At 55.7% G+C, this 23,061-nt stretch carries 14 protein-coding genes and 1 pseudogene; 6 read left to right on the plus strand and 9 right to left on the minus strand.

Going from position 1 to position 23,061, the window contains the following annotated elements; all coding sequences use genetic code 11:
- Positions 1-420: pseudogene (locus tag Pla52o_RS00005) on the plus strand (hypothetical protein); the annotation flags it as partial.
- Between the two features lie 194 nt (positions 421-614).
- Here the strand turns inward: Pla52o_RS00005 and Pla52o_RS00010 are convergent.
- From Pla52o_RS00010 to Pla52o_RS00040, 7 genes are all read right to left on the minus strand, one after another.
- Positions 615-1,949, minus strand: coding sequence for a hypothetical protein (locus tag Pla52o_RS00010; RefSeq protein ID WP_146592561.1), 1,335 nt, complete (start codon positions 1,947-1,949; stop codon positions 615-617).
- Positions 1,950-2,180: 231 nt separating this feature from the next.
- Positions 2,181-3,572 (minus strand): PhoPQ-activated pathogenicity-related family protein, encoded by a 1,392-nt coding sequence (locus tag Pla52o_RS00015; protein ID WP_231611978.1) that lies wholly within the window; start codon positions 3,570-3,572, stop codon positions 2,181-2,183.
- Positions 3,573-3,672: 100 nt separating this feature from the next.
- Complete coding sequence (gene pgsW, locus Pla52o_RS00020) at positions 3,673-4,818, minus strand: poly-gamma-glutamate system protein (RefSeq protein WP_146592562.1); 1,146 nt, start codon at positions 4,816-4,818, stop codon at positions 3,673-3,675.
- Positions 4,815-5,297: a poly-gamma-glutamate biosynthesis protein PgsC gene (gene pgsC, locus Pla52o_RS00025; protein WP_146592563.1), complete on the minus strand. Its 483-nt coding sequence runs from the start codon at positions 5,295-5,297 to the stop codon at positions 4,815-4,817. The genes pgsW and pgsC overlap by 4 nt, the downstream gene beginning before the upstream one ends.
- 5 nt (positions 5,298-5,302) lie before the next feature.
- On the minus strand, positions 5,303-6,502 hold the full coding sequence (gene pgsB, locus Pla52o_RS00030; RefSeq protein WP_146592564.1) for a poly-gamma-glutamate synthase PgsB: 1,200 nt from the start codon (positions 6,500-6,502) through the stop codon (positions 5,303-5,305).
- Positions 6,503-6,900: 398 nt separating this feature from the next.
- Positions 6,901-8,193, minus strand: coding sequence for a DUF1501 domain-containing protein (locus tag Pla52o_RS00035; protein WP_146592565.1), 1,293 nt, complete (start codon positions 8,191-8,193; stop codon positions 6,901-6,903).
- A gap of 72 nt (positions 8,194-8,265) precedes the next feature.
- On the minus strand, positions 8,266-10,236 hold the full coding sequence (locus Pla52o_RS00040; RefSeq protein WP_146592566.1) for a DUF1549 and DUF1553 domain-containing protein: 1,971 nt from the start codon (positions 10,234-10,236) through the stop codon (positions 8,266-8,268).
- Between the two features lie 14 nt (positions 10,237-10,250).
- Here Pla52o_RS00040 and Pla52o_RS26540 point away from each other — a divergent pair, with 14 nt between their 5' ends.
- Positions 10,251-10,409: a hypothetical protein gene (locus tag Pla52o_RS26540; RefSeq protein ID WP_197168905.1), complete on the plus strand. Its 159-nt coding sequence runs from the start codon at positions 10,251-10,253 to the stop codon at positions 10,407-10,409.
- Here Pla52o_RS26540 and Pla52o_RS00045 read toward each other — a convergent pair.
- Together Pla52o_RS00045 and Pla52o_RS00050 are read right to left on the minus strand one after the other, a co-directional pair.
- Entirely contained in the window at positions 10,406-11,467 is a 1,062-nt protein-coding gene (locus Pla52o_RS00045; protein ID WP_146592567.1) for a peptidase M42, read from the minus strand. The two genes, Pla52o_RS26540 and Pla52o_RS00045, sit on opposite strands and share 4 nt — an antisense overlap.
- Before the next feature lie 302 nt (positions 11,468-11,769).
- Positions 11,770-12,834 (minus strand): alpha/beta hydrolase, encoded by a 1,065-nt coding sequence (locus Pla52o_RS00050; RefSeq protein WP_231611979.1) that lies wholly within the window; start codon positions 12,832-12,834, stop codon positions 11,770-11,772.
- A 303-nt stretch (positions 12,835-13,137) separates the two neighbouring features.
- On the opposite strand from Pla52o_RS00050, the gene Pla52o_RS00055 reads away from it, so the two are divergent.
- From Pla52o_RS00055 to Pla52o_RS00070, 4 genes are all read left to right on the plus strand, one after another.
- Positions 13,138-16,623 carry a PVC-type heme-binding CxxCH protein gene (locus Pla52o_RS00055; protein ID WP_197168906.1) on the plus strand — a complete coding sequence of 1,162 codons (3,486 nt, stop codon included), beginning with the start codon at positions 13,138-13,140 and terminating at the stop codon, positions 16,621-16,623.
- Positions 16,624-16,860: 237 nt separating this feature from the next.
- Positions 16,861-17,628, plus strand: a complete 768-nt coding sequence (locus tag Pla52o_RS00060) for an ABC transporter ATP-binding protein (RefSeq protein WP_146592569.1) — start codon at positions 16,861-16,863, stop codon at positions 17,626-17,628.
- A 312-nt stretch (positions 17,629-17,940) separates the two neighbouring features.
- On the plus strand, positions 17,941-20,862 hold the full coding sequence (locus Pla52o_RS00065) for a Gldg family protein (protein ID WP_146592570.1): 2,922 nt from the start codon (positions 17,941-17,943) through the stop codon (positions 20,860-20,862).
- Between the two features lie 12 nt (positions 20,863-20,874).
- Complete coding sequence (locus Pla52o_RS00070; protein WP_146592571.1) at positions 20,875-22,974, plus strand: DUF4340 domain-containing protein; 2,100 nt, start codon at positions 20,875-20,877, stop codon at positions 22,972-22,974.
- The last annotated feature ends 87 nt before the right edge of the window (positions 22,975-23,061 follow it).

Consider the following 23,061-nt stretch of genomic DNA (forward strand, 5'->3'; position numbering starts at 1 on the left):
CGTCAGCAGCGACGAGCCAAACGTCGTAGTCCTACTGGACGCAATATGCTTCGCGACGCGTGGCTTGCTCCTTTGACGCTCCAGCCGAGCACGCTTTCAACCGATCCACAGACACACACTGCAGGGTTTCGCAGCAGCGATCGCGGTTTTCTGAGTCTATCTATTGGGGACTACTTGCGTCTGTTGCGCTGGACCGCCCGCCAGGGCGTCGGCGGGAAGAAAGTCCCAGCGGGGCTGGCGCGAACGCTGACCGCGATAGGCATTGATGCGTCGATGTGGCGTGACTTGGTTTGGCACTGGAAGCAGTACTTCGGTAGGTCTTCCTGTGTGGGGCGGCCTGAGTCGATGCGAGCCGATGCGGCGCGAACGAAGCACCAATGGCATCGTGGCCAAGCGAGTGCATCGACTTGTTTCGTTTGATCGGTCGCGTGTTGTGGCAGCCGCGGAAGTCACTGCTCAGGTGCATTCGTAGGAGGGTGTCGGCGTTTCGGCGACATGTCCCTTCAGTGCAAGCGGCTCGGCGGCTGTTTATATCACCCAACGCGAGCTCCTGGTATGTGGAGTCGCTGTGAATTATTGCAAGCAATAGGGAATGTAACGCCCAGTGCGCCTTCTTATTTGGTGGGTGGCACCGTCTGGGGCACCGTGTGACCCTGGTTGTTGCAAAAACTCAAACGCTTGAGCTCTTGTTCCGACAAAACGCGATTGAATACTGCAACGCCGTCCAAGTAGAGTTCCGAGCCATGCTTGGGGTCTTCTGATCCTAGCCCCAAAGCGCGACCAAAGGTGAAGGGGGCACCGGCTTGCACCTTCACTTTGACGATCTCGCCCACGGGTTCCCAAGCCGTCTCCTTGAACGCTTCCAATCGAGAGTAAATCTCATCTCCGGGCGCCACTTGAACGTTGTCGGGAATCAACACCTCTCGGCCGGGCGGTTCGTCGAGCATCATTTCGCGATCCAGAATTCGAGTCCCATTCCTTGCGATGTCAAAGAAAACTCGAAACCGCTTTGACGTTCTCGATCCTGCTCCGTCCTGCTCATAAGTCAAACGTCGGTTCTGCAAATCAATCCGCAATCGGTGCTCGCTGATGCCGTCCTGAGTGCGATAGCCATTGTATTTGAGAACAAAGGCTCGGGGAGAATAGATGGGCAGCGAGAAGTGGAACGGGTTGGCCGCTTGTTCATCCTTGAATTGCCAAACGCTTTGAGCCACCGGATCCGTCAAAAGCAGCGGAGTCATTTTCCCATTGAGATAGGCTCGCACCTCCTTCTTTTCGGGATCAAACGTCATCGCCATCGCCCCCCATTGTCCGCTTTCAAAAGCTTGGCCATCAATTGCACGCAACCTCGCGTATTGCGAACCGCGGGCGATTGACTGAGGAAAACTGGCCGCCCCAGTCGCGGAAACATGAGCGATGGTTCCCTGTTGACCAAACAGACCAGCGAATAGGGCGAACTGTCGTTGTCCTCCGTATTTATCCCAGCCCCCTTCGTCCCAAATGCCAGCCACCAAGTGCCGCCTTCCGACGAACTTGGCCCACGCAATCATCGTAAACGGTCGCCGCCCACTGAGATCGAGAAGGCTGTTGTCTAAGATCTCTCGTTCAACCGCTCCGTATAGATAACCTCGGTTGAATCGGACGGCGGTTCCAAAAGGTCCGGTCGCATCAAACTGCAGCGAAGATGCTTCGTCTTTGTTGGGCCAAGTTTTAATCGAGTAGCTTTTAGGATCGCCGATCTGACGAATGCTGATTGGAAACGGCCGCACCGGCAGTTTGGGATCATGCAGCGAAGTCCATTTGTCGTCTTCGGTATGGTGAAAGTCCCAAAATGCAATCAGCCCGTCCGATTCGGCGACGGCATTTACATTGGCTTCGTTTGCAGAGGACGTAAACATTGCACTGGCGGAGTACGCCAGGACGAGTGCGAAGACAGTTAGTCTGGTCATGTGATTTCCTGGCGTGGTGACCCGTGCGATCAGCCCCGTGAGTCAGGGGCCGTTACGGTCGGGGCCAGTGTGAATAACGCGACGTGGCGCCATTGGGCGAATTGGCGGACAATGTTCGTGCAGCAGTATAGCCATTCACACCGTGTTGGTTACTCCAGGCCCGCACGCAACCAAACACGGCCGATTAGCAACACGTGGCTTAAGAAGCTTAGTCTGCTCCCTGAGGTTGTGTTACTTCGAAAGCACGTGGACTTGAGTGGTCAATGAGAGCGGGAAGCTGTCGCCGGTTTCAAAGCGTGCTTCGAGCATGACTGCCGTGCTGCCGGAATCTGGATTTGGCATTTCGAGCCTCCATTTCCCGTCGCCGCTCACCGCCACTGGTTTGGGGTGCCATTGGGAGTCGCGGAAATCACGATGATTCGATTGTGCGATCCAGGCAGTCACGGCGATTGGCTCACGGTCGCTGGTGGCGACGATCACCCCTCCCGTTTTGCCTGGCTTCCATTCGCCGTGCCAATCGGGCATCGGCTGACCGCCACAGACGCTGCGGTGCAATGCGGTGATTCCTCCCAGGATCCGTGGCAGATCGTTCAGTCCGTGCCCATTGTTGGGGATGTTCAGCAGCGACCGCGGCGACGGTAGTTCGTCGTAGTAAAACCGTGACGCGTCGGCCGGCCAATAGGGGTCGTTCGTGCCGAGTAAAATCAACTTAGGCATCGTCAATTGCTTGCGATGCTCAAAGGGATCGATCATTTGACGCAGCGGTTTGCCGGCGGGAGTGCTGAGTGTTTCTTGCAATCCAAGCCGCGTGTAGTCTTCGATTTGCGGTGAGTATTTGCCCCAGGCTGCGAGCTGATGATCCATTTGAGGTTGCAGGTTTAGCATGTCAATCACCATCGGCGCGATCGCCTTCACTCGCGGATCAGCAGCTCCGACCAAATAGGTAGTCCAGCCGCGTTTGCTGGCACCCGTCACCGTAAAATTGGCCAACTCCAGCCCCCACTGTTGCTTCGATGCGCTGACGATCGCATCCATTGCCGCCGAAGCCGCGCGTGCCATCGCCGGAAGGAGTGGCCATTCGGGATCCTTTGTATCGAGGTATTGCTTCAGTGTATGCGCGATCAAGGCGTCTTCATGACGGCCGTTCATCATCGGTTGAAAGGGAACGTGCTTCAGCACGGCCACGGGAGTTTGGGTGTCGCGAGCAACACGGGCCAGCAGGGTCAGCTCTTTCGGGACAGGCAGCTTTCCTGGACCGGTTTGATCCCACTGCGACTGCCATGAGCCACCTGCGATCATCATCAGTGCATGCGTTTGATCACTGGAAACCTCGGGCGGATTGAGGATAAACAGGGCGTGTCGCCACGGGGTGCCTTGCCAACGCTGTGAGATGAGATCGATTTGCAAATACGCACAGCCCTCTAGTTCGCCCCGGTGTTCAATTTCCCATTGGAAGCTACTGTCGCGACGCATCACCATTTCAGACAGCGACACTCCTTGGATTGCATCGGATTGCGTTTGAGGTGTCTCCAGCGTAGGTGGCTGTTGAGCCATTGCAGAGGGCACCGCAATGCCAGTCAAAAACATCGCAAGCCAAACCAAGAGTCCCAAATATCGATTCACGGCGCAGACCTACTTTTCGGTGTCGAGGAGGATGAGTGAGAGGGATACGATTGTAGTCTACGCACGTCGGTAAGAGGGGAGGTTGTCAGGAAAAGATGGGCTACACCATCGGTTCGGGATGACCCGTGATTTTGCGTGAGCCGCGCCCCTTCATGAAGCGATGGCCAAAGTCGGTCAAGACAAAGATGCGGAGCGACCCGAGAATGGCTAGTAATACGGCCAAGATCAACAAGCGGCTGCGACGGGGTTGTTTGAAAACGCCTCCTTCGCCCACCGCCGGTTGCTGCTGTGGTTTCAGCGGCATTCCATAAAGGGTCGCAATTTGATCCATTTCGACTAAATGAATCACGGGCACGTCGCTACGCATAAAACGGGTCATGATTGAGTCAATTTGCAGTGTGGCTCGTGATGCCGATCGATTCAAACCGGGCTTGTACGCTCGTTTGCCAATCGTTTTGCCAACCGATACCGCGCCTCCGCCAACGTTGATATAGGCTTTGTATGCTTGAGAACCGGCTTGTTTTCGATAGATATTCATACGCTCGTCGATGGCCGAGGCGAAGTCTTCGGCCTCGAGCCGATCAAGCTTGTTTTTCGCAATCGACTCACGCACCATTTTGCGAGCTTCGTCGCCGAGACCGATCCCCAAGTCTTCGTAACCACCGATCGAGCTGGCGACCGAACGGAACGGGATGAAATGCTCTTCGAAGAGCATCGTCTCCATGTCGATCCACAAGAAGCGAGGGCTATTGGCACCCCATTGCGACGACCCCACGCTCGTCAAAATGACGGGCCTCGCACCGATCGTTTTCAGGGCGGCTAATACGTTAACGTTCATTCCAGGAAACGAGCCCGAGTAGCCGACGGCGACCAAATCGCCCTGTCCGACACCGGCTTTGAGCAGCATCTCGACGACGACGGCGGCAAGGTTTGGATTGGTCGACGTTTGTTTGGCTCCGAGTCGTCCGCTGAGGGTCGTCACCGGAGTCATCAATTCGCCGATCATGCCAGTCGCGGCGGGATCGACATCGCTGCTAATTCGTAATCCAAGATGAAGTTTTTCATTGCGGATTGCCTCCATCATTTCATTGGACAATTCAGCCGCTTGCATTTTCAATGCCAGGTCCTCTTGCGGCGCATCGACACGGAAGTATTCGACCGTCGCCAGACCGAGAAGTGAAAACGCCGCCATAAAGACGATGATTGATTGCGAGACTTGACGTGGTCGCCAATACAGACGTTTCATAGTACAAGCTCCAAACCGATCAACATCAATACCAAACGAACTACGGTTGCGGCAGTTAGCAGGATCCCAAGGGTTTCCACCATGCCTTGGCGATCAATCCAAATCGCAATCAAGCCAGGAATGATATAGCCAATCACTTCGTAATCATCGGATTGGCCCATTACATCTATCTCGAGTGAATCGGCAGGTAACGCTGAGAAGGGGGAGAGGGATTCCATCAAGATACCGACGAGAAACCCGACCAGCACCATCAAAACGGTGCGTCGTTTGCCGTAAATGATGATCATGTTCGACAACGAATAGACGATGAAATAGGTGATGATTGACGCGGTGAAGGTGGCGATCACGGTCATCGGTTGGTCCAGTGACAACGCGATGTAACCGGGCACGACCATCCCGCCCGCGGCGAGCCCAAATGTTTCTGAAAACAGCAGACTGACGGCCAAGCCGATCCCAATTGATACAGTTAATGTGTCCATAATTCCTAAAATGCTTTCTCGTCGACGATGCCGCGATTGCGAAAGTATCGGACCACGTCCAATCCCGCGCCACCAATATTTGCCATCCCCATCACCAACGAGGAGCGGCCCGAAAGACTAACGACTTTCTCAAAAATCTCGGGCGCCCCATCGCCCTCGGCCATCACCAATTTCCGTGAGTCCAAGCCAGCGTTGATTGCATGTTTGGCGAAAATGTAGGTCCCTGAGCCAATCAAAACGTAGTGGTCCGCCGGACGCCAAGCGGCACAGCACTCGGCTAATTGCCGCGATCGATCGGGGCGATCAAAGCGACAATTGAAAATCATGATCCGCTTGCCAACACTCGGATAGCGATCGCAGGCCATGTTCCAGATCCGTTCGGTGGATTCCGGATCGTTGGCAGCAAATCCATTCACAAAAACAATCTCGCGGCCGAAGAAATCGAGCTCGGCCACGGTCATGATTCCGGGGTCGGGACTCGCCGACCACATGCCTTGTAACGCGGTTGCGCGGTCGACACCGAGATCGCTTAGCACACGTAGCGCGAGTGCGACGTTTTCGGCATGTTCGATATAAGGGAACTGGGCTAAGTCCAGGGGCTGGATCGCATTGACTTCGTCTTCGCCCACCGTGATCAGTTCGGATTTTCGGTCGTCGCAAACTTTGCGAAACGCATCGAGGTGGCGACGTTCGGCGGTGTAAAGTTTGCCATCGTTAGGGACCATGCCCAACAGTGCCCAGGCCACATCGTTTTCCCCGGGCCCCATCACATCCAAGTGGTCGGCGCGTGCGTTGGTGATCACGCTATGGGTTGCATGCACCAGCATGAATTCACAAAGCCATTGCAAGTAAGGGATCAGTGCCATGCACTCGATCACCAGGGCTTCGGATTCCAGTTCGGCGGCGGCGCGGACAATGCGGATCTGTTCGATCACGTTGGCACGCGCGGGACGAAATACCGGATACTCCGCTCCGTCGGGCAGGATCATCCGGGCCAAGGTGCCGGTCGTTTTGGCACAGGTGCGTTTACCTGATGCGCGTAGACCGGCTGCGATCAACCGAGTGACCGATGACTTTCCGCGCGTTCCATTGACATGGATACGTGTGGGAATCGTCGCGAGTTTGCGTCGATGAAAGTAAGACTCTAATAAGCCCAGCCCAACCAGCGACCCGGTCGTGCCAAGCAGCGCAAGCGAACCATCCATTCGTGATGGTTTAACCTTGTAAGAAATTGTGGAGACAGCGGCTCAGGTAGAAAAGAAGAATATGCGATCCTGAGGCGGAGCGAATTATGGTGATGCTTTAAATCCTTGCTAGGCCAGCACGCCAAAATTCCCTCTAAATTTGTCAAAAACAAATGCCCGTGATTTGCAAACGCTGGGCAAGAAGTCGAGCGATCGCTCAAACCAAAACAGGCTACGAAACGGACCGCAGGGTTAAAGGCTGCCAAGACCACCCGAGATGTCATTGCAGTGGATGTTGCGAATCCACTGGCGTAACGAGGTAACCCTTCGCTTTGGCGAATGGACTTCAGCGCGGTGGTGGCGTCTCACCGCAACGAAATTGGAATCGCAATGAGAGGCGCGCGGGGTTTGGGTGAGCGTTACGCTAAGAGCGCTTGCACCGCGGTCCCGTCGCCGCCAATTTTAAAGGGGCGTCCGGAGGGAGAGAAGATTTCTTTGTCGCCGGGCAACCCCGCAGCGGCGGCGATGGTCTTGTTGAAATCGGCGACCGAGACGTGGTCCTTCTCGACAGAATGACCATGCTTGTCCGACGCGCCATAGGCTTGCCCCCCTTTGATTCCAGCCCCAATCAAGAGGCTACAAAAGGCGCCGGGGTGATGATCACGTCCGGCGTTTACATTCAAGCGTGGCGTTCGGCCGAACTCGGTCGTCACAACGATGAGCGTTTGATGGAACAAGCCTTTGCTGTGCAAGTCACGCATTAGATTGCCGACGGCGTTATCTAGATCCGCGGCTCGCTTGTCGAGCGATTCGTACAGATTATTGTGCATGTCCCAGCCTCCGGAGTTGATCTCAATGAATTGGGCCCCCTTTTCGATCAATCGGCGAGCTAGCAAACAGCCTTGGCCGAGCGAGGTGTTTCCGTAGGCATCGCGAATCGCCTTGGATTCTTCCTTGATGTCAAAAACCTTCAATTGATCACTTCCCATCAATTGGTAAGCGTCCTGGTAGGCTTGGTTGTAGGCGATGACCTTGCTGTTGTTGCGGCGTTGTTGGAACGCTTCGTCAAATTTGCTCGCTAGCACCATTCGGCGACCAAACAATTCCGGTGGCAGGTACTTTGGCAACGTCGTGTTTTGCAGTCCCTTGCCGGCGTCGGCGATCGGGACAGGCGAAAAGGAAGGAGGCAGGAATCCGGCGCCGGGATGTCCGTCACTGGCTCCGATCAAATAGTTGCTGGGCAACCCCGAGTTTGATTTGGGTTGTTGCGAGGTCATCCAGGCGCCCATGCCGGGGTGTTGGATGCTGTTAAGTTTTTTGTAGGCGGTCCGCATCAAATAGCGTCCCTGTTCATGCGCTCCCGTCTCGGTGCTCAGTGAACGAACGACCGCGATCGCAGCGGCTAGGTAGCCGAGTTTGGGGAAGCGGTCACCAAACATCAGGCCTGGGACGCGGGTTTGTGTCGGTTTGGTTTCACCGGCTTCCTCGACGCCCTCTTTGGGGTCAAATGTATCGAGGTGGCTCATCGCGCCATCGAGCATGATATAGACGATGTGCTTTGCCTTGCCCGGGGCAACCGCGGCTGCGGCTTGCGCTTGGCTGCACATCGTTTGCGAGCCCAGTCCGCCGACAAAGGAGACTCCAAGCGTTTGCTTGGCGACCCATTTCATGAAATCTCGACGATGTTGAGGGCTGAATTCAGGTCGATTCATTTCAGGATCCAGATTAGTTACACGAAGAGGTTGCTGAGTGATTGCACGAAGAGAGCGCTTGCAGGACGAGCGTTATTGCACGAAGAGAAATTCGCGGGTGTTCAGTAACGCCCAGATAATATTGCCATAACCCACATTGTCGTTGGGAGTCTGAGACAATTCTTTCGCGGTGATCAGCCGATCGGCGTGTGTCGGGCGACGTGCTAACACACTCAGAAAGATGGCGTCGATACGATCCTTGGTTTTTTTGATCGCGAGTACTTTATCGACGATCGCAGAGCCCGGTTCGAGCATCACATGCGTAATCGGACCGTTGAACATGGCTAATGTCTGTGGCACGGTCGGTTCTTGTTCCGCCGTATGGATACTCTCGCGATTGCCTTGGCCGAATTGACGCAAGAAATGATCCGCGGGCGCAGGAGAGGGCAACTCGCTCGCCCGGCACAACACGTTGCCTTCGTAGGCATGTTGATTGAGCGAGCGTCGGTAGCTGCCCATTTCGTAGGTCTTTCGTAATTGATCGGCGAGATCGGTGACTTCTTGGAAGGAGACGGTCGAAAAGTCAATCGAGACATACGGTGCAATGTCGTCGGCGGTGGGCCGTTGGAAGGGCCATGAATTATGCACGGCCAACGTCAGGATGGAGTCCCAGACTTGTTCGGCGGTCATTCGTCGCAAGACGGGACCTGGGAAGTAATACGATTCGCCGCTGGTCAATTCGTAATCGCTCGCTTCGCGTTGGTAGGTGTTGCTGTACAGGATCGTGCGAATGAATTGTTTCAGATCAAAACCGCCACGCACGACCTCGGCGCTCAAAAAGTCGAGCAGGGGTTCGTTGACACAGGGATTGTCTTCACAGAAATCGTCAAACGGTTCGATGATTCCGATGCCGATAAATCGCTTCCACAAACGATTGGCAATCATGCGGCTGAATTTTGGGTTGTCGCGGCTTGTCACCCAAGCCGCAAATTGTTCTCGTGGCGGACGTGATTTGGCTTCGCTGGGGATCTCTCCCCATAGAACCGCAGGCTGCACTGGAGTGTTCGGTTTGGCGTCGTTGTAGGCGTAGTCGTGTGGCAGTTTCAGCGTCGTCTTGACTTCACGCACGTCGAACAAGCTGGCGTTCATCACGCGTCGGTAATGACCGGGAAGCCGTCCGTATTGGTCTCGTTTTTTGGCTTCTTCGGTGATCGCTGCTCGGCCCTTGCGGTCCTCTTGATAGCCGGGCATGTCACCACCGATGCGAGTTCGTGTTCCTGCCGTCATCGCAGCAAGTTGGTAGAACTGGTGCTGAGTCCAATGGTCAAACGGGTGGTCATGGCATTGAGCGCAACCGATTTGGGTTCCCAGGAAAACGCGCGCCGTGTTGTCGATGTACGCCAGCGGCATCAAGTCGTCGCGGAGTTGGAAACCGACCGCAGGGTTCTCCCACGTTTTGCCGTCGGCCGTCAACATTTCATACACCCATTTGTCGTAGGGCTTGTTGGTGCGAATCGAATCTTTGACATAGGCCAAATAGGGATCCGACAAAATATCGGTGCGGGGCCGTTCAACGAGCCGCAAGGTGTCGGCCCAGAGGTTGTACATGTTGCTGACGTAGTCGGAGCTATTGAGCAGTTTGTCGATCAAGTCGTCGCGTCGATCGGGGTGAGTCGAGTCAAGAAACTCCGTTGCTTCCTCGAGCGTGGGGATGCGTCCAGCGACATCCAAATAGAGTCGTCGTAGAAAGACCTCGTCACTGGCCATTTCATTCGGCGCGATGCCTTTGCTTGCCAATTGTGCTTCCACCGCGCGATCGAGCGTGCGCGCGGCCGTCTTGATTCGGATGCGTGCTCCGGGGTCGACCTGAGCAACTTCCATCGTCATCGAGGACGGTTCGAGAACACTCGCGGGAAGTTTGATTTTCGTAGACGTTGGGGCCGACGTCCACTTTCGCTGTGCTTGTGCTTGCGGCGCTGTCGCTGAGATCGCAATCACGATCATGGACAACGCGATCAACCGGGTGCGGATAACGGTATGGGAGACTTGCGGAGCGCTGCTCATCGAATACGGCCCTTTTGAAATACGACGAAATCAATGCAATGGTGTACTCGCCCAAGGCGGCAGGGAACGCAGCCTTAGGGGACGCCCAACGATTGCGTCGTAACGAGCGTCTCGCCACGTTTAACGCGGCGGGGGATCAAGTTCTCGTTGCCAATCGCGAATCTCAGGCCTAGTCAATATAGCTGGTCAGCAGCCGCAATACTGCTCGAATACTGTTAAGTGAAGCCGTTTCGCTAGCCGTGTGGTAGCTCGTGGTGGGGATTTGCAGGGTCGTGCCGTTGATTTTTCCTTCGGTGGCTGCGGTAAGCCGCCCCAGTTCGGTGCGTCCAAAGGAGAGCGGTTTGTCCCGCGTGCGGTTGATCGCTTCGACATAATCGTCTTTGAAACTGTAGGCGATGCCGAGCGATTCACAGCGATTTTGGAGCTCGAGCGTCATCTCGCTGGCAAAATTTGCGGTCGCATCTCGACGTCGCAAAACGACCTCCTGTGCCGCCGCCGCTAGCGGCGTCGGATAGGGGCTGGTGTCAAGGACGATCAAACGCTGAGTCCACAACTGTTGACGCAAAAACCACTCCAACGCGTAACGCCAACTTCGCCCCGCTTCTTCGCCCGCGGTAAACAACACCGTCCCTTGGAAACCGCAACGGAACATGTGAATGAGGATCGCAACCGAAAGCACGTTGTCGAGTTGTGCCGAGATGAAACCGTTTGAAATCGTTAGCCGATCCACGAACGAGACCGGCGTGCCGGGTTGAAGGTGACTCAAGCCGTCAATTTCAAAAATCAAGTTGCGGCGATTCGGGCAGACAAACGAACGTGTGATCGCGCCTTGTCCCAAATACGTTCCCACATGCGGCAAGTGCGATTGGACTCGTTGGCCGATGAAACGATCTTGGATCAATTCCATCATCTGTTCCGATACCGAGTCGCCGTTGAGCTCGCCACGGTTGCCGGCGATGAAGGCGGCGTATTGGAATTCGTTCGGTCCGGTGCACAGCAACCCGTGACGATCCACGTGCGCCGACAACACAATGGAATCGGGGCGTTTGCCTCGTGCTACCAAGACGCCATGGTAGAGAGAGACGTTGACGGAGAGTTCTTCGAGTTCCCGTAACAGGACTCGAAAAAAAGCTTGTTCAACGCCTACCACCGACGGCTCGCGAACCAAGCCACTCAAGAGATGCAAAAAATCGCTTAACCCAGCATCATTCGCTGTCGAATTTTTAATCAACGTGTCACGGCCTTCGCAGTTGTTCGGAAATCACTCGACGCATTTTTCATGCTCGTCGTCCCTGTTCTCGTCCCCCTCCCTCAATCGCCTAGCGGCGCGGTGAGGGAGAAGAGACGGATGACGCCGTTATTTCCGATCAACTACTCGGCGAAAAGGGGGCAGTGCTCGGCGAAAAAGGGGCACCCCCCGGTCGAAGCTCGGCTCGTGCCGCTGAAAAGCGGAATCGCCTTGGGGCACACGGTAGCTCGCCGAGATGCAAGGCCGATCTGAGCGGCAGGCCGCCGCCTTGCTAGCAACGTGATTTAATTGCGTTCGACCCATGGGTTTACGTCATTGCTGGGGTTCACGTTCGCTTTGACAAACTCGACCACCGCAGGGATCACTTCAGACGATTCATTGACCAACGCGGGGCCGCTTAGGCTTGTCTTGACCATTTGTTGATTGAGTCCCGTGACTTCGCCTTGGCCTACTTTCTTTTTAAATACTTCGATTCGCTTTGCGATTCGAATGGTTTCGGAAGCCTCGGAGCTGGTGTCTCCGGCGACCAGCATGATCGGCAAACGAAGTACATTGGCATCCATCAGGGTGGGGTCGATGCCGATGCCTTTTAATTGTTTTTCGGGAGAGATCAAAACGAGCGCTTTGACATCTTGCCCTTGCTTTTTGCTGCCAATCGAAGGCCAACGCCAATCCCGCATGGCAAAATGCGACGCCAGCACGCCTCCTTCGCGGACTCCGATCATGACCAACGCGTTCAGATTCAAGTTGCCCGCATCGTTTTCGTGTTTCAAAAACTGTTTGGCTTCTTCGAGATCCGCCGACAGGATCGCATCAATGTCTCGCCGGTTCATTGTGGCGAGGTTGAATGTTTGTGTTTTTCCACGCCCGTCGATGTATTCGTTGCTGCCGCCGTGGCCACGGTAATCAGGCACTAGGACGGCGCACCCCGCATTGTGAAGGGCGGCGACAAGTTTGCCATACGGACTCGCTTGACCTTCCCACTCATGGACCAAGATCACGGGGATCGCTTCTTTGCCTTTGTCCGACGGCATGTAGAACGCGCGGAGTGCAATCCCATCACGCGTCTTGAGCGTGACCGTTCGCAGTTTCAGCTTGGGATCTTCCTTGGCTTTGCCTTTGCCTTGGCCCAACGCAACCGAGGCGACAGCGATGCTCATCGCGAACACGAGGAAGGTCACCACCATGCGTCGCGTTGAGTCATGCACCTGGTCCCGGCCAGTCGCTTGGCTTGATCGGGGGCGAAGATCCGAGGGATCGTTTGTGTAGGGAACGGCTACCGCGCTGCGCATGAAGGACTCCTGAACTTGTTTCCGGTCGGTTGAAAGCGATTCGCTATCGTAATCCACGCTCGTCTTGAAAAGGCTCTTTTCGAAGAACGAAAAGGGGGTAAACCCGCTCGTTGCCTCTCCGTAAAGGTTAAACTGCCTGCAGTCGCGGGTCAAACTTGCTGCGCAACCGCTCGCGGGTGATCTATACTCATGGTCAATCCCTGCGGAGGAAATTCTCCCCAGCGGATGGGCTCTCGCCCCCCGCTAAGAGCGGTCTCCCACCCTCCTTCTTCGATTAGCCACCCCATGATGATGTCACGTTACCTGTTTCGTACGGATGCCACTGCGATTGGGGTTACTAATCCGCCTCGAAATTTTTTGATGGCCCGAAAGTTCGTGATGGCGACAGCCGCTTGGATCGTGAGCGTGATTGCGATCTCGTCAACGCTCTATGCACAACGGGATCTTACCGATATTCCGCAGCCCGATCCGGTCGCTGAATCGGAAGTCATGCGAGTCGATGAATCCGCCGCCGTAAACCTGTACGCGGCCGATCCTCAGATTCGCAAGCCGATTCAGATGAATTTTGATGCTTCCGGAGCGTTATGGGTGGCGACCAGCGAGGTGTATCCTCAAGTCAAACCGGGGGAGTTCGCCGACGATAAGATTGTCGTGCTTCGCGACACCGACGGGGATGGCGAAATTGACCAATCCACCACGTTTGCCGATGGGTTATTGATTCCCACCGGGGTCGTGCCCGACGGTGAGCATGCCGCCTACGTGGCCGATAGCACCCAATTGTTGCACTTTGAGGATACCGATGGAGACGGGCGAGCGGACAAGCGGCGAGTGATCTTCAGCGGCTTTGGCACCGAGGACACGCACCATCTATTGCACACGTTGCGTTGGGGGCCGGATGGTTGTTTGTACTTCAACCAATCGATCTATATTCATAGCCACATCGACACCGCCTACGGAACACGCCATTTAGAAGGGGGGGGGATTTGGCGATATCGTCCCAGCACGGGGCGGTTGGAGGTGTTCTGCAAAGGGTTTATCAATCCTTGGGGGCACGTCTTTGACGAAAACGGAGAATCGTTGGTGACCGACGGAGCGTACTTCGACGGAATCAATTTTGCTTTCCCCGACGCGGTCTTTGTCACCTCTCCGGGAGCGACTCGATGGTTGAGCGGACTGAATCCCGGCAGCCCCAAGCATTGCGGGCTTGCCATCCTCTCGGGCACTCACGTCCCGTCTCAGTGGCACGGCAATTTGGTCACCAATGATTTCCGCAGCCATCGGGTGTGCCGGTTCGATGTGACCCCAAGTTTGAGCGGATTCCGCAGCCAGCAACAACCTGAAATCATCACCACTTCGCATGTGGCTTTCCGTCCCATCGATGTTCGGATGGGACCGGATGGAGCGATCTACGTTGCCGATTGGTACAACCCGATCATCCAGCATGGCGAAGTTGACTTTCGTGACGAACGCCGCGACCGCAAGCATGGGCGAATTTGGCGAGTTGCTTTCCCCGGGCGTCCCCTCGACCCGTGGCCTGAGTTTTCAAAGCAATCGACCGCGGCGCTTTGCGGTTTGCTCGAAGATCCTTCGCTCGATGTACGTCAATTCGCCCGAGAAGAGCTGTGGCGACGCGCCGCAAGCGATTCTAGCGGCGTGCTTGCCGCGATCCGAGCTTGGCGTGATTCCGACAGCGCAGGTCCAACCTTGGCCGGGCGCGCGTTGGAGGTTCTGTGGATGAACGAGGTCGTCTCCGAAGTGAATCTCGACGATGCAAAAATCGCGGTCCGGACGAATAGCGAATCCAAGTCTCGCGGGTTGGCAGCGGTGCTAAGAAGCGTTTGGCGTAGTCGCGAGAACGTGGCTGCCGACAGCGATGTGATGCGAGCGATCACCGAGATGGTGTTCGCGCAAGCCAATGCGACGGATCCGCGAACTCGGCTCGAAGTGGCTATCGTGGCCGGTCAGGCCGCGGGCAGTGCCGGTCAGGCGTTGGGCCGCGACGCGTTGAGTGCGGTCGTGAATGTTGCCGGTCAACCGATCGACAGCAATCTTGACTTTGCGATTTGGCAATCGCTGCGAGCCCTTGACGCGGTCGATCCGTCGACTTCGATCTTGCAGCAAATCGATTGGGATTCGAAGCAGAGTGAGTTGGCGACGGCGGTCTTGGCAATCGCTAACCCTCGGGCCGCCAAGGTCGGGCTCGAAATGCTGCAACGTGACGATATCAATCACGTCGCTGTCAACGAGTTGTTTCTCGCCGTGACCAAGGCGGGCGACTCGAATCAATTAGGGCAATTGTTGAACCTACTCACCCACAACCCGCCATCGTCGCTCTCGCATGAATGGATGAGGGCGTTGTTGGAGCGAACCAAGGCAGACGCCACGGTGCCGGTCGATGCGAACCAAGCGATTGCCAAGGCCGTTGCCGATGTAGAGACGTTCGCAAGTAACCCGGATTGGTGCACGGTGGTGTGCCAAGCGGTTTCGTTGTGGAAATTAAGTGACGCCGAGACGGCGCTGCTCGAGGCACTTCCAAAAACAACCGCCGAAACCCGCACTGCATTGATTCAAGCGATCGGCTCCTTTGCTTCGGACAAGGCAAAGCAGACAATTGATGAGTTGCTCCGGGCGGACGATATGGAAACTCGCGTTGCGGCTACGCGGGCGATTGCGGCTCATCGCCCCCAGGCATCCTTTTCCGCCGTGATCGAGCTGGTGAAGCGTTCCGAAACGAGGGAGCAAGGGGCCTCGATCGTAGCCGAATTAGCAAAACGCAAGGGGCTTCCCGAGGCCTTGGCGGTCGAGCTTGGAAAGCATTCGCTCGATGCGGATGCGGCGAGTCAACTATTGCGTCATCTCCGCAGTCGCGGCGGCCACACGGGGTTAGAAGAGGCAATCCGCCGTTCAGGAAAGCTGGAGGATCTCGCCTGGAAGTTGACTCCCGAGTTTTCCGCGGAGACCTTGGCGCTGGCCAAACAGGGCTCGCCCAGCAATGGTGAACGAATCTATCGCCGTGAAAAATTGCAGTGCATTGAGTGTCATGCGATCGGCACGGCGGGCGGATTGGTCGGCCCTAATTTGATCAGCATCGGTGGCAGTTCCCAGCCTGATTACATTCTGGAATCGCTGATCGCGCCCAATGCAAAACTCAAAGAAGGCTACACCACGACTCAATTCTTGACCGATGACGGCCGGGTGATCAGCGGGATTGTGCTAACCAAAAATGACAAGGCCGTCCAAGTACGATTGGCCGATGGGACCGTCACCTCGATTGTCGTCGATTCGATCGAAGAGGAGTCGCCGGGCAAATCGTTGATGCCCGAGGGACTACTCGATAATTTGACTCAAGGCGAGTTGGCCGATCTGGTGGCGTTTCTTTCTGTGCTGGGCCGGTCAGCGGAGTTCACTGTTTCGACACAGCCGATTTTGCGAAACGTCGAAACGTTGATTTATAGCGACGAAGCCAATCACAAAATTAATCGAACCAGTACCGATGCGGTCGCCAGCGGCGATGCGGTGATGAAATGGCGTCCTTTGACATCGCATGTCGATGGAACGTTTTGGGTCGACGAGATGGATGCCTTCAAGCAGCATCAAAACACCCCGTCGACGTCGTTTGTTCGCTTCCAAGTCAACGTGCTCTCCGACGGTGCGATGAAAATCGAGCTTCCGGGTGAAGCGATGAAGGCTTGGCTTGATGGCAAACCGACTCCTGTCGCGGCGCTCCGCACGGCGAAGTTAACCCAGGGAACGCACACGATCGTGTTGTCGATCGACCGGACGTTGCAAACGGCCCCCTTTACCATTGCGTTGTCCGAAAATGTGGGTGCGGTGCAGGCTCCATAGCGGGACGCTTGGCCCAGTTGTTGGATTGGCGATCGTTGTCGCGAGGGCTGCATCGGTTGAAATCGTCGATTCGGTTCGCTGCGGCGGCGTGTTGCCGGAGTGGGAAGGCAACTTTTTGTGCTTTCTAGGTGAACCTTGGGGAAATTGAATGCGTAGCGGAGTTGAGAACTTTTCTCAGGCCGTTATATTCCCGGTTTGAAACCTCCCTCCTAGAAGGACTTACCCAAGAACTGCCGCATGACGATTCAAAACGAATCCCGCCGGCCCATGATCGAAGCGATCGGGCTCAGTAAGTTTTATGGTCCTTTTGCCGCAGCTCGCGACGTCACCTTTTCAGTGGGTGAAGGTGAGTTGGTGGCGTTTTTGGGCCCTAATGGTGCGGGAAAAAGCACAACGATGAAGATGTTGACCGGGTATATCGCCGCCAGCGAGGGCGAAGCTCGGATCGCAGGTCACAATATGATGGAAGACCGTATCGAAGGGAGTCGCCGGCTCGGCTACTTGCCTGAGAACGGGCCGCTGTATCCTGAAATGACCCCCTTTGCGATGCTTAGTTTTTTCGCCGAGGCACGCGGCATGACGGCGGCTCGCAAGAAAGATCGCATCGAAGCGGTCGTCGACATCTGTGACCTTTCCAGCGTGATTTACAAACCCACCAGCAAGTTGTCCAAAGGGTTCAAGCAGCGTGTGGGGATGAGCCAAGCCCTGCTGCACGAGCCTGACGTTTTGATTCTCGACGAGCCGACGGCTGGCTTGGATCCAAACCAAATTCGCGGCGTGCGCGCGACGATGAAGAAGTTGAGCGAAACGAAGACGATTCTGCTCAGCACGCACATTTTGCAAGAAGTCGAAGCGATGGCTGACCGCGTTGTGATGATCAACGAAGGGCGGCTGGTCTACGACGGTGACGTCGAGGGGCTTCGCAAACGTGGCGATAACGACCTCGATGAAGCGTTCTACTCGTTGACCCAGGACGCGACGGCCCAGGACGCGACGGCCTCGTGAGGCGGGCTCTTCGCTTTTGACCTCCTTTCCACAAAATGAGAGGGGCCTGGAGATGAGAGGGCGGCGAGTCGAAGGGGTGATTTCCTGGTGCTCGATCGAGGCGTTTGTGCCGCTTTGTGGCGGTGTGCCCGGTGATTGGGGTGCCCGGAATTGGGGTGGCTAAGAACGGTGCCCCACCTCGCTGCGAGCGGGGGAATTTTCAGGCGTGAGCCTGTGATGAGTGCGTTCCAAGGCTTCGGCTTGGGAACGAGTTAGTCCTGAAGTGAAACGCTTCGACAAGTTTTCATTCAAACCAACAATAAAACAGATAACATGACGCTCAATAACGTCGCATTTGCGCTGCTGAACCTGTTCGTCTTGGACGTGATCCTGCTGCTTGTATTGCTGGCGATCGTCGGAGTGCTGGCGGGAACAAAGCGAGTTGCCTACGCCGTGCTGAAGAGGAACTTTGTCGGCTACTTTGGAAATCCGACCGGTTACGTCTTCCTTTGTATTTTCGTTTTCCTCACCTCCGTTGCTGCGTTTTGGCCGTACGAGTTCTTTAACCAGAACTTGGCCACGCTCGACCAGCTGAATTACTGGTTCCCGTTGATCATGCTGGTCTTTATCCCAGCGATCACGATGAGTATTTGGGCGGAGGAAAAACGCCAAGGAACGGACGAGCTTCTGCTGACGTTGCCCGCCGATGACTTTGACATCGTGATTGGCAAGTACATGGCCGCTGCGTCCATTTTCACCGCGTCGCTGTTGTTCAGCCAATTGAGCACGTTTGTGACGTTGGCCGTGTTGACCGAAGGGACGCTCGATACCGGGCTGATCTTCACCACCTATCTCGGTTATTGGTTCGTCGGTTTGGCGATGATTGCGATCGGCATGATTGCTTCATTCTTGACCGGCAACTTGACGGTGGGGTTTATCCTCGGAGCATTGTTCAATGCCCCGTTGGCCTTTGCCTCGCTGGCCGATTCGATCAGCCCCAATAAGCAAATCGCGGAATGGTTGTCCAGCAGCGGGATCGCACGCCCCTTTGACGATTTCGGTCGCGGTGTGATTAGCCTTTCGGCGGTCGCGTACTTTGCCCTCGTCGCCATGGTTGCCTTGTATGCGACGATGGTCTTGATTGGCCGTCGTCACTGGACCGGCGGCAAAGACGGTAACACGATGGCATGGCACTACATCGCCCGTGTGCTGGCCTTGATCGTCATGACCACCGGCGCGGTGACGTTGTTCCGGAACTGGGATTACCGCAAAGACTTGACCGAAGGTAAGGTTAGTTCGCTGGCCGGTGCAACCAAAACTTTGATCCAACAACTCGACACCGATCGACCGATCGTGATCGACGCGTTCATCAGTTCGGATATCCCTGAGATTTACGCGCGAACTCGCTATGAGTTAGTGAACTTGTTGAAAGAGTTCCGCAGCGAAGCGGCCAAGCGAAACCGTACGATCGAAGTCAATTTGTACGACAATATCGAGTTGTTTAGCGAAGACGCGGCACTCGCATCCGAGCGATTTGGCATCGAGCCGGTCACGCGAATGGTGCGAGAAAAGGGCTCCTTCCAGCAGAAACAATTGATTCTCGGGGCCGCATTCCGATCTGGTCTCGAAAAAGTCACCGTGCCCATTTTTGAGTACGGGATCCCGGTCGAATACGAATTGGTTCGCTCCATCAATACGGTTGCCGAGGGGACTCGCAAGCGAATTGGAATCGTCTCGACCGATGCCCGGTTGATGGGCGGGATGGTGATGCAAGGGATGTCGCCAACGCAAGTGCCTCGTCACCCGTTGATCGAAGAGCTCGCCAAGCAATACGACGTTGAAGAGGTCGATTTGGGGGCTCCCGTCACGACGGGGATGTTTGACGCGATGATCGCGGTTCAGCCTTCGACATTGCCACCGGATCAATTCACTCGTTTCGTCGACGCAATCAAAGTGGGCGTCCCCGTGGCGGTTTTCGAAGATCCGATGCCGGTCTTCAATCAAACGATCACGCCGACCGGAATGCCCAAGCAAGCGGCGGGCGGCATGTTTGGCGGCGGCGGGCCGACGCCCAAGGGGAACATCCACGAATTGTGGGATGCGCTTGAGATTGAGTCTCCGGGAACCCCTGGAATGCAAGGTTTGTATTCGTCCGATTTGGTTTGGCAACAATTCAATCCCTACCCCAACCTCGAGCGGAACATCAACGAGTTGTGGGTCTTTGTGGACGAGAATGCACCCGAAGTCGAAGAGGGTGAGGCGCTGAGCGAAAAGAGTGAGATCACTTCCAAGCTACGCCAAGTGTTGTGCTTGTACGCCGCCGCAATTCGAGCCAAAGATAACAGCAGCCTGCAGCACACCAAGTTGATGTCCACCGGAGGACGCAGCGGGTTGCTTCCGTTCAGCAAGGTGCAACAAATTTTGCAAGGCACGTCCACCGTGGCACGCGAAATTGAGAGCGTAAGCCCTGGGCTTTCGGTCGCCATGGCCATCGAAGGTGCTGCCGCGACGTCCGAAACCAAATCGAGCGACGAGGGCTCCGAAAAAGAGGGCGCCGAACCAGATGCGGAGAAAACCGATTCACCGCCAGCAGCCCAAGGAATCAAGGCGGTCTACGTTGCCGATACGGACATCATGTCCCCCGTTTTCTTGCAAATCCGAGCTGACCCCAAGCAGGCGGCCGATATGCGTTTTCAGTTCCAAAACGTCACGTTCATTTTGAACTCGATCGATTGGCTTACCGGTGAAACGGCCTTTATCGAAGTCCGCAAGCATGAACCGATGTTCGCAAGTTTGCGAATGATCGATTCGGTCAAAGAGGTTGCCAGCAGCAATGTCAGCCTTCGCAGCAAGGAGTTCCAAACCGAGTACGACGAGACGGTTCGTGAAGCGCAGGAAAAAATGGACACGGAGTTGAAATCGCTTCGTGAAGAGCTAGAAAAATTGCAGAGGGAAAGCGCCAACGGACGCGTTCCTCCCGATAAGTTGCAAGCCAAGGTGCAAGCTTTCCAAACGCTTCAAGAACGCGAGCAAACCCGCTTGGAAGTGAAGATTGCTAAGTCCGAGCGTGATCGCGAACAAAAAATCGGCGACATTCAACGTGAAGCCGACCAGAAAGTGACCCGGATTCAAAACCAGGTCAAAGCTGCAGCCGTGGTGCTGCCATGCATTCCGCCATTGATCATCGGTGTGATTGTATTCGCCTCCCGGCGATTGCGTGAACGAGAAAATATCAGCAAAAGCCGTTTGAAATAGTGAGATAGATTCGTGAACGAAGGTACCAAGACAGGAATTTTCTGGGGCGTTGCGGTTGCAACGCTCGGCGTTGCCACGCTCGTGGCTTGGCCAGCAACCCGCGAAGACGAAACCGGCGGATTCATCGGGAAACCGCTGTTCGAGGAGTTTAAAGATCCGTTGGTTGCGGCCAGTCTAAAGATCGTGACGTATGACGAAGTCGACGCAACGCTGCAATCGTTTGAAGTTCGCCGCGACCCCGAATCGGGCCAGTGGACGATCCCGTCGCGCAAGGGACCTTCGAATAAAGGTTACCCCGCCGACGCGGTTGACCACATGAAGGAGGCTGCGAACTCGCTAGTCGATTTGAAGGTTCTCGATATCCAAAGCGAAAACCCCGAGGATCACGAGGGACTCGGGGTGGCCGAACCGAAGCTCGAAGCGCTGAAGCCGGGCGATGAAGGCGTCGGTCGTTTGATCACGCTGCGGGATGATTCCCAGAAGACACTCGCTTCGCTCATCATTGGACAACGGCTGAAGGACGATCCCACAAAGGTCTACGTCCGCAAACCAGGTCAAGATCCGGTCTATGTCGTCAAGCTAGACGACACTCCGCTGACGACCCGTTTTCAAGATTGGATCGAAGAGGATCTGCTGAAATTGAGCAGCATCGATATCGATTCCATGGAGATCAAAGATTACAGCGCAAGTCTCGGCGGGAATGGCATTTCGCTGCAACGCAATTATGCCGCCACCGTCGTGATGGATGGTTCGCAGTGGAAACTTGACAAGTTGTTGAAGTACTCCGAAAAAAATCCACTCGCCGAACCGACGCCGATCGCGGTCAAGGATGGCGAGGAGCTCAACGCGACCAAGTTGAACGACATGAAAAATGCACTCGATGATCTAAAGATCGTCGACGTGGTGCGTAAACCTGCTGGTATCAGCGAAAATCTTCGTGCGGACAAGGATCTTGTCTCGGATCAAGAAGCACTCGAGTCGCTTGCTCGCCGAGGATTCTATCCTTTGCAAACATCCGACGGCGGTGAATACGAGATGATCTCTGCCAATGGAGAATTGACCGTCTCGCTCACCAACGGGGTGCAGTACCTTTTAAGGTTCGGGAATGTTTCGGGACTAACCGATGAAGCCGACCAAGAGCCAAGCGAGGGTGACGAAAAGCCGTCCGCAGGAGGTGTCAATCGTTACTTGTTGGTCACCACGCAAGTCGACGAAGCGAAGTTCCCGGCGCCAAAATTGCGAGAAATTCCCAAGACGCTTGAAGAACTCGAAGCCATGCTTGCGAAGCCTGAAGCCGATGCGGCCGCAGAGCCGCCGGTAGGCGAGGTCAAGTCAAACGATGCTCCTGCGGCGGAAGCGGAGATGAAACCGGGCGACGCCAAGTCGGAATCGGCTGAGGAATCGGCAACGCCAGCGGAAGAACCGTCCAAAACCGAAGACGCAAAGGCTGCGGACGCTAAACCCGAAGACGCCAAACCCGAAGAGCCCGCTGCGAAAGAAAAAGCTAGCGAGCCGGACGCAGAAGCCGCTGACAAAGAAACGGCTGACACCGAGAGCGAAACGCCAGCCGAGTCGGGCGAAAGTGAGCTCGAAGGCTCGGGCGAAGCCAGCGGCCAAGGCGAGGCTGAAGAAGAGGTACAAGACGACACCGCCGCGGAAAAGGATGCCGAAGCTGAAACGCCAGCCGAGCCGAAGGCCGACACCGAAGCGGCGATGGAAAAGCCCAGCGATGCTAAGTCTGGCGATGCTTCTGGCGATGCCAGCGATGCGAAGCCCGCTGCCGATGCAAAGGATTCGCCAAAGCAAGAGGAGCTAAGCGAAGAAGAGAAGCTGGAGCGATTGGCTTCCGAGCAAGAGAAGATCACCAAAGAGAACCAGCGAATGTTGGACGAGCGGAAAGACAAACTTGAAGTGGCACGTCGTCGCGTTCGAGATTTGAATGCTCGCTTTGCAGACTGGTACTACGTGATTCCCGAAGAGACGTATCGTAAGTTGCGTCTCAGCCGTGAGGAATTGTTCGCGAGCGAAGAGGCACCCGCAAATCCTAACGCAGGATTCCCTGGGGGACCCGGTGCAATGCCACAGTTCAACTTCGGCCCTCCCGGCCAATAAGCTCAGGTTGATTTAGTCGCTTCGGCCGGCCCGCGGAATCGCGGCCGGCCCCGCGCCGCTACAAATAACACTGAATATTTCATAACC

The sequence above is a fragment of the Novipirellula galeiformis genome (genome assembly GCF_007860095.1).
GTDB classification, from domain to species: domain Bacteria; phylum Planctomycetota; class Planctomycetia; order Pirellulales; family Pirellulaceae; genus Novipirellula; species Novipirellula galeiformis.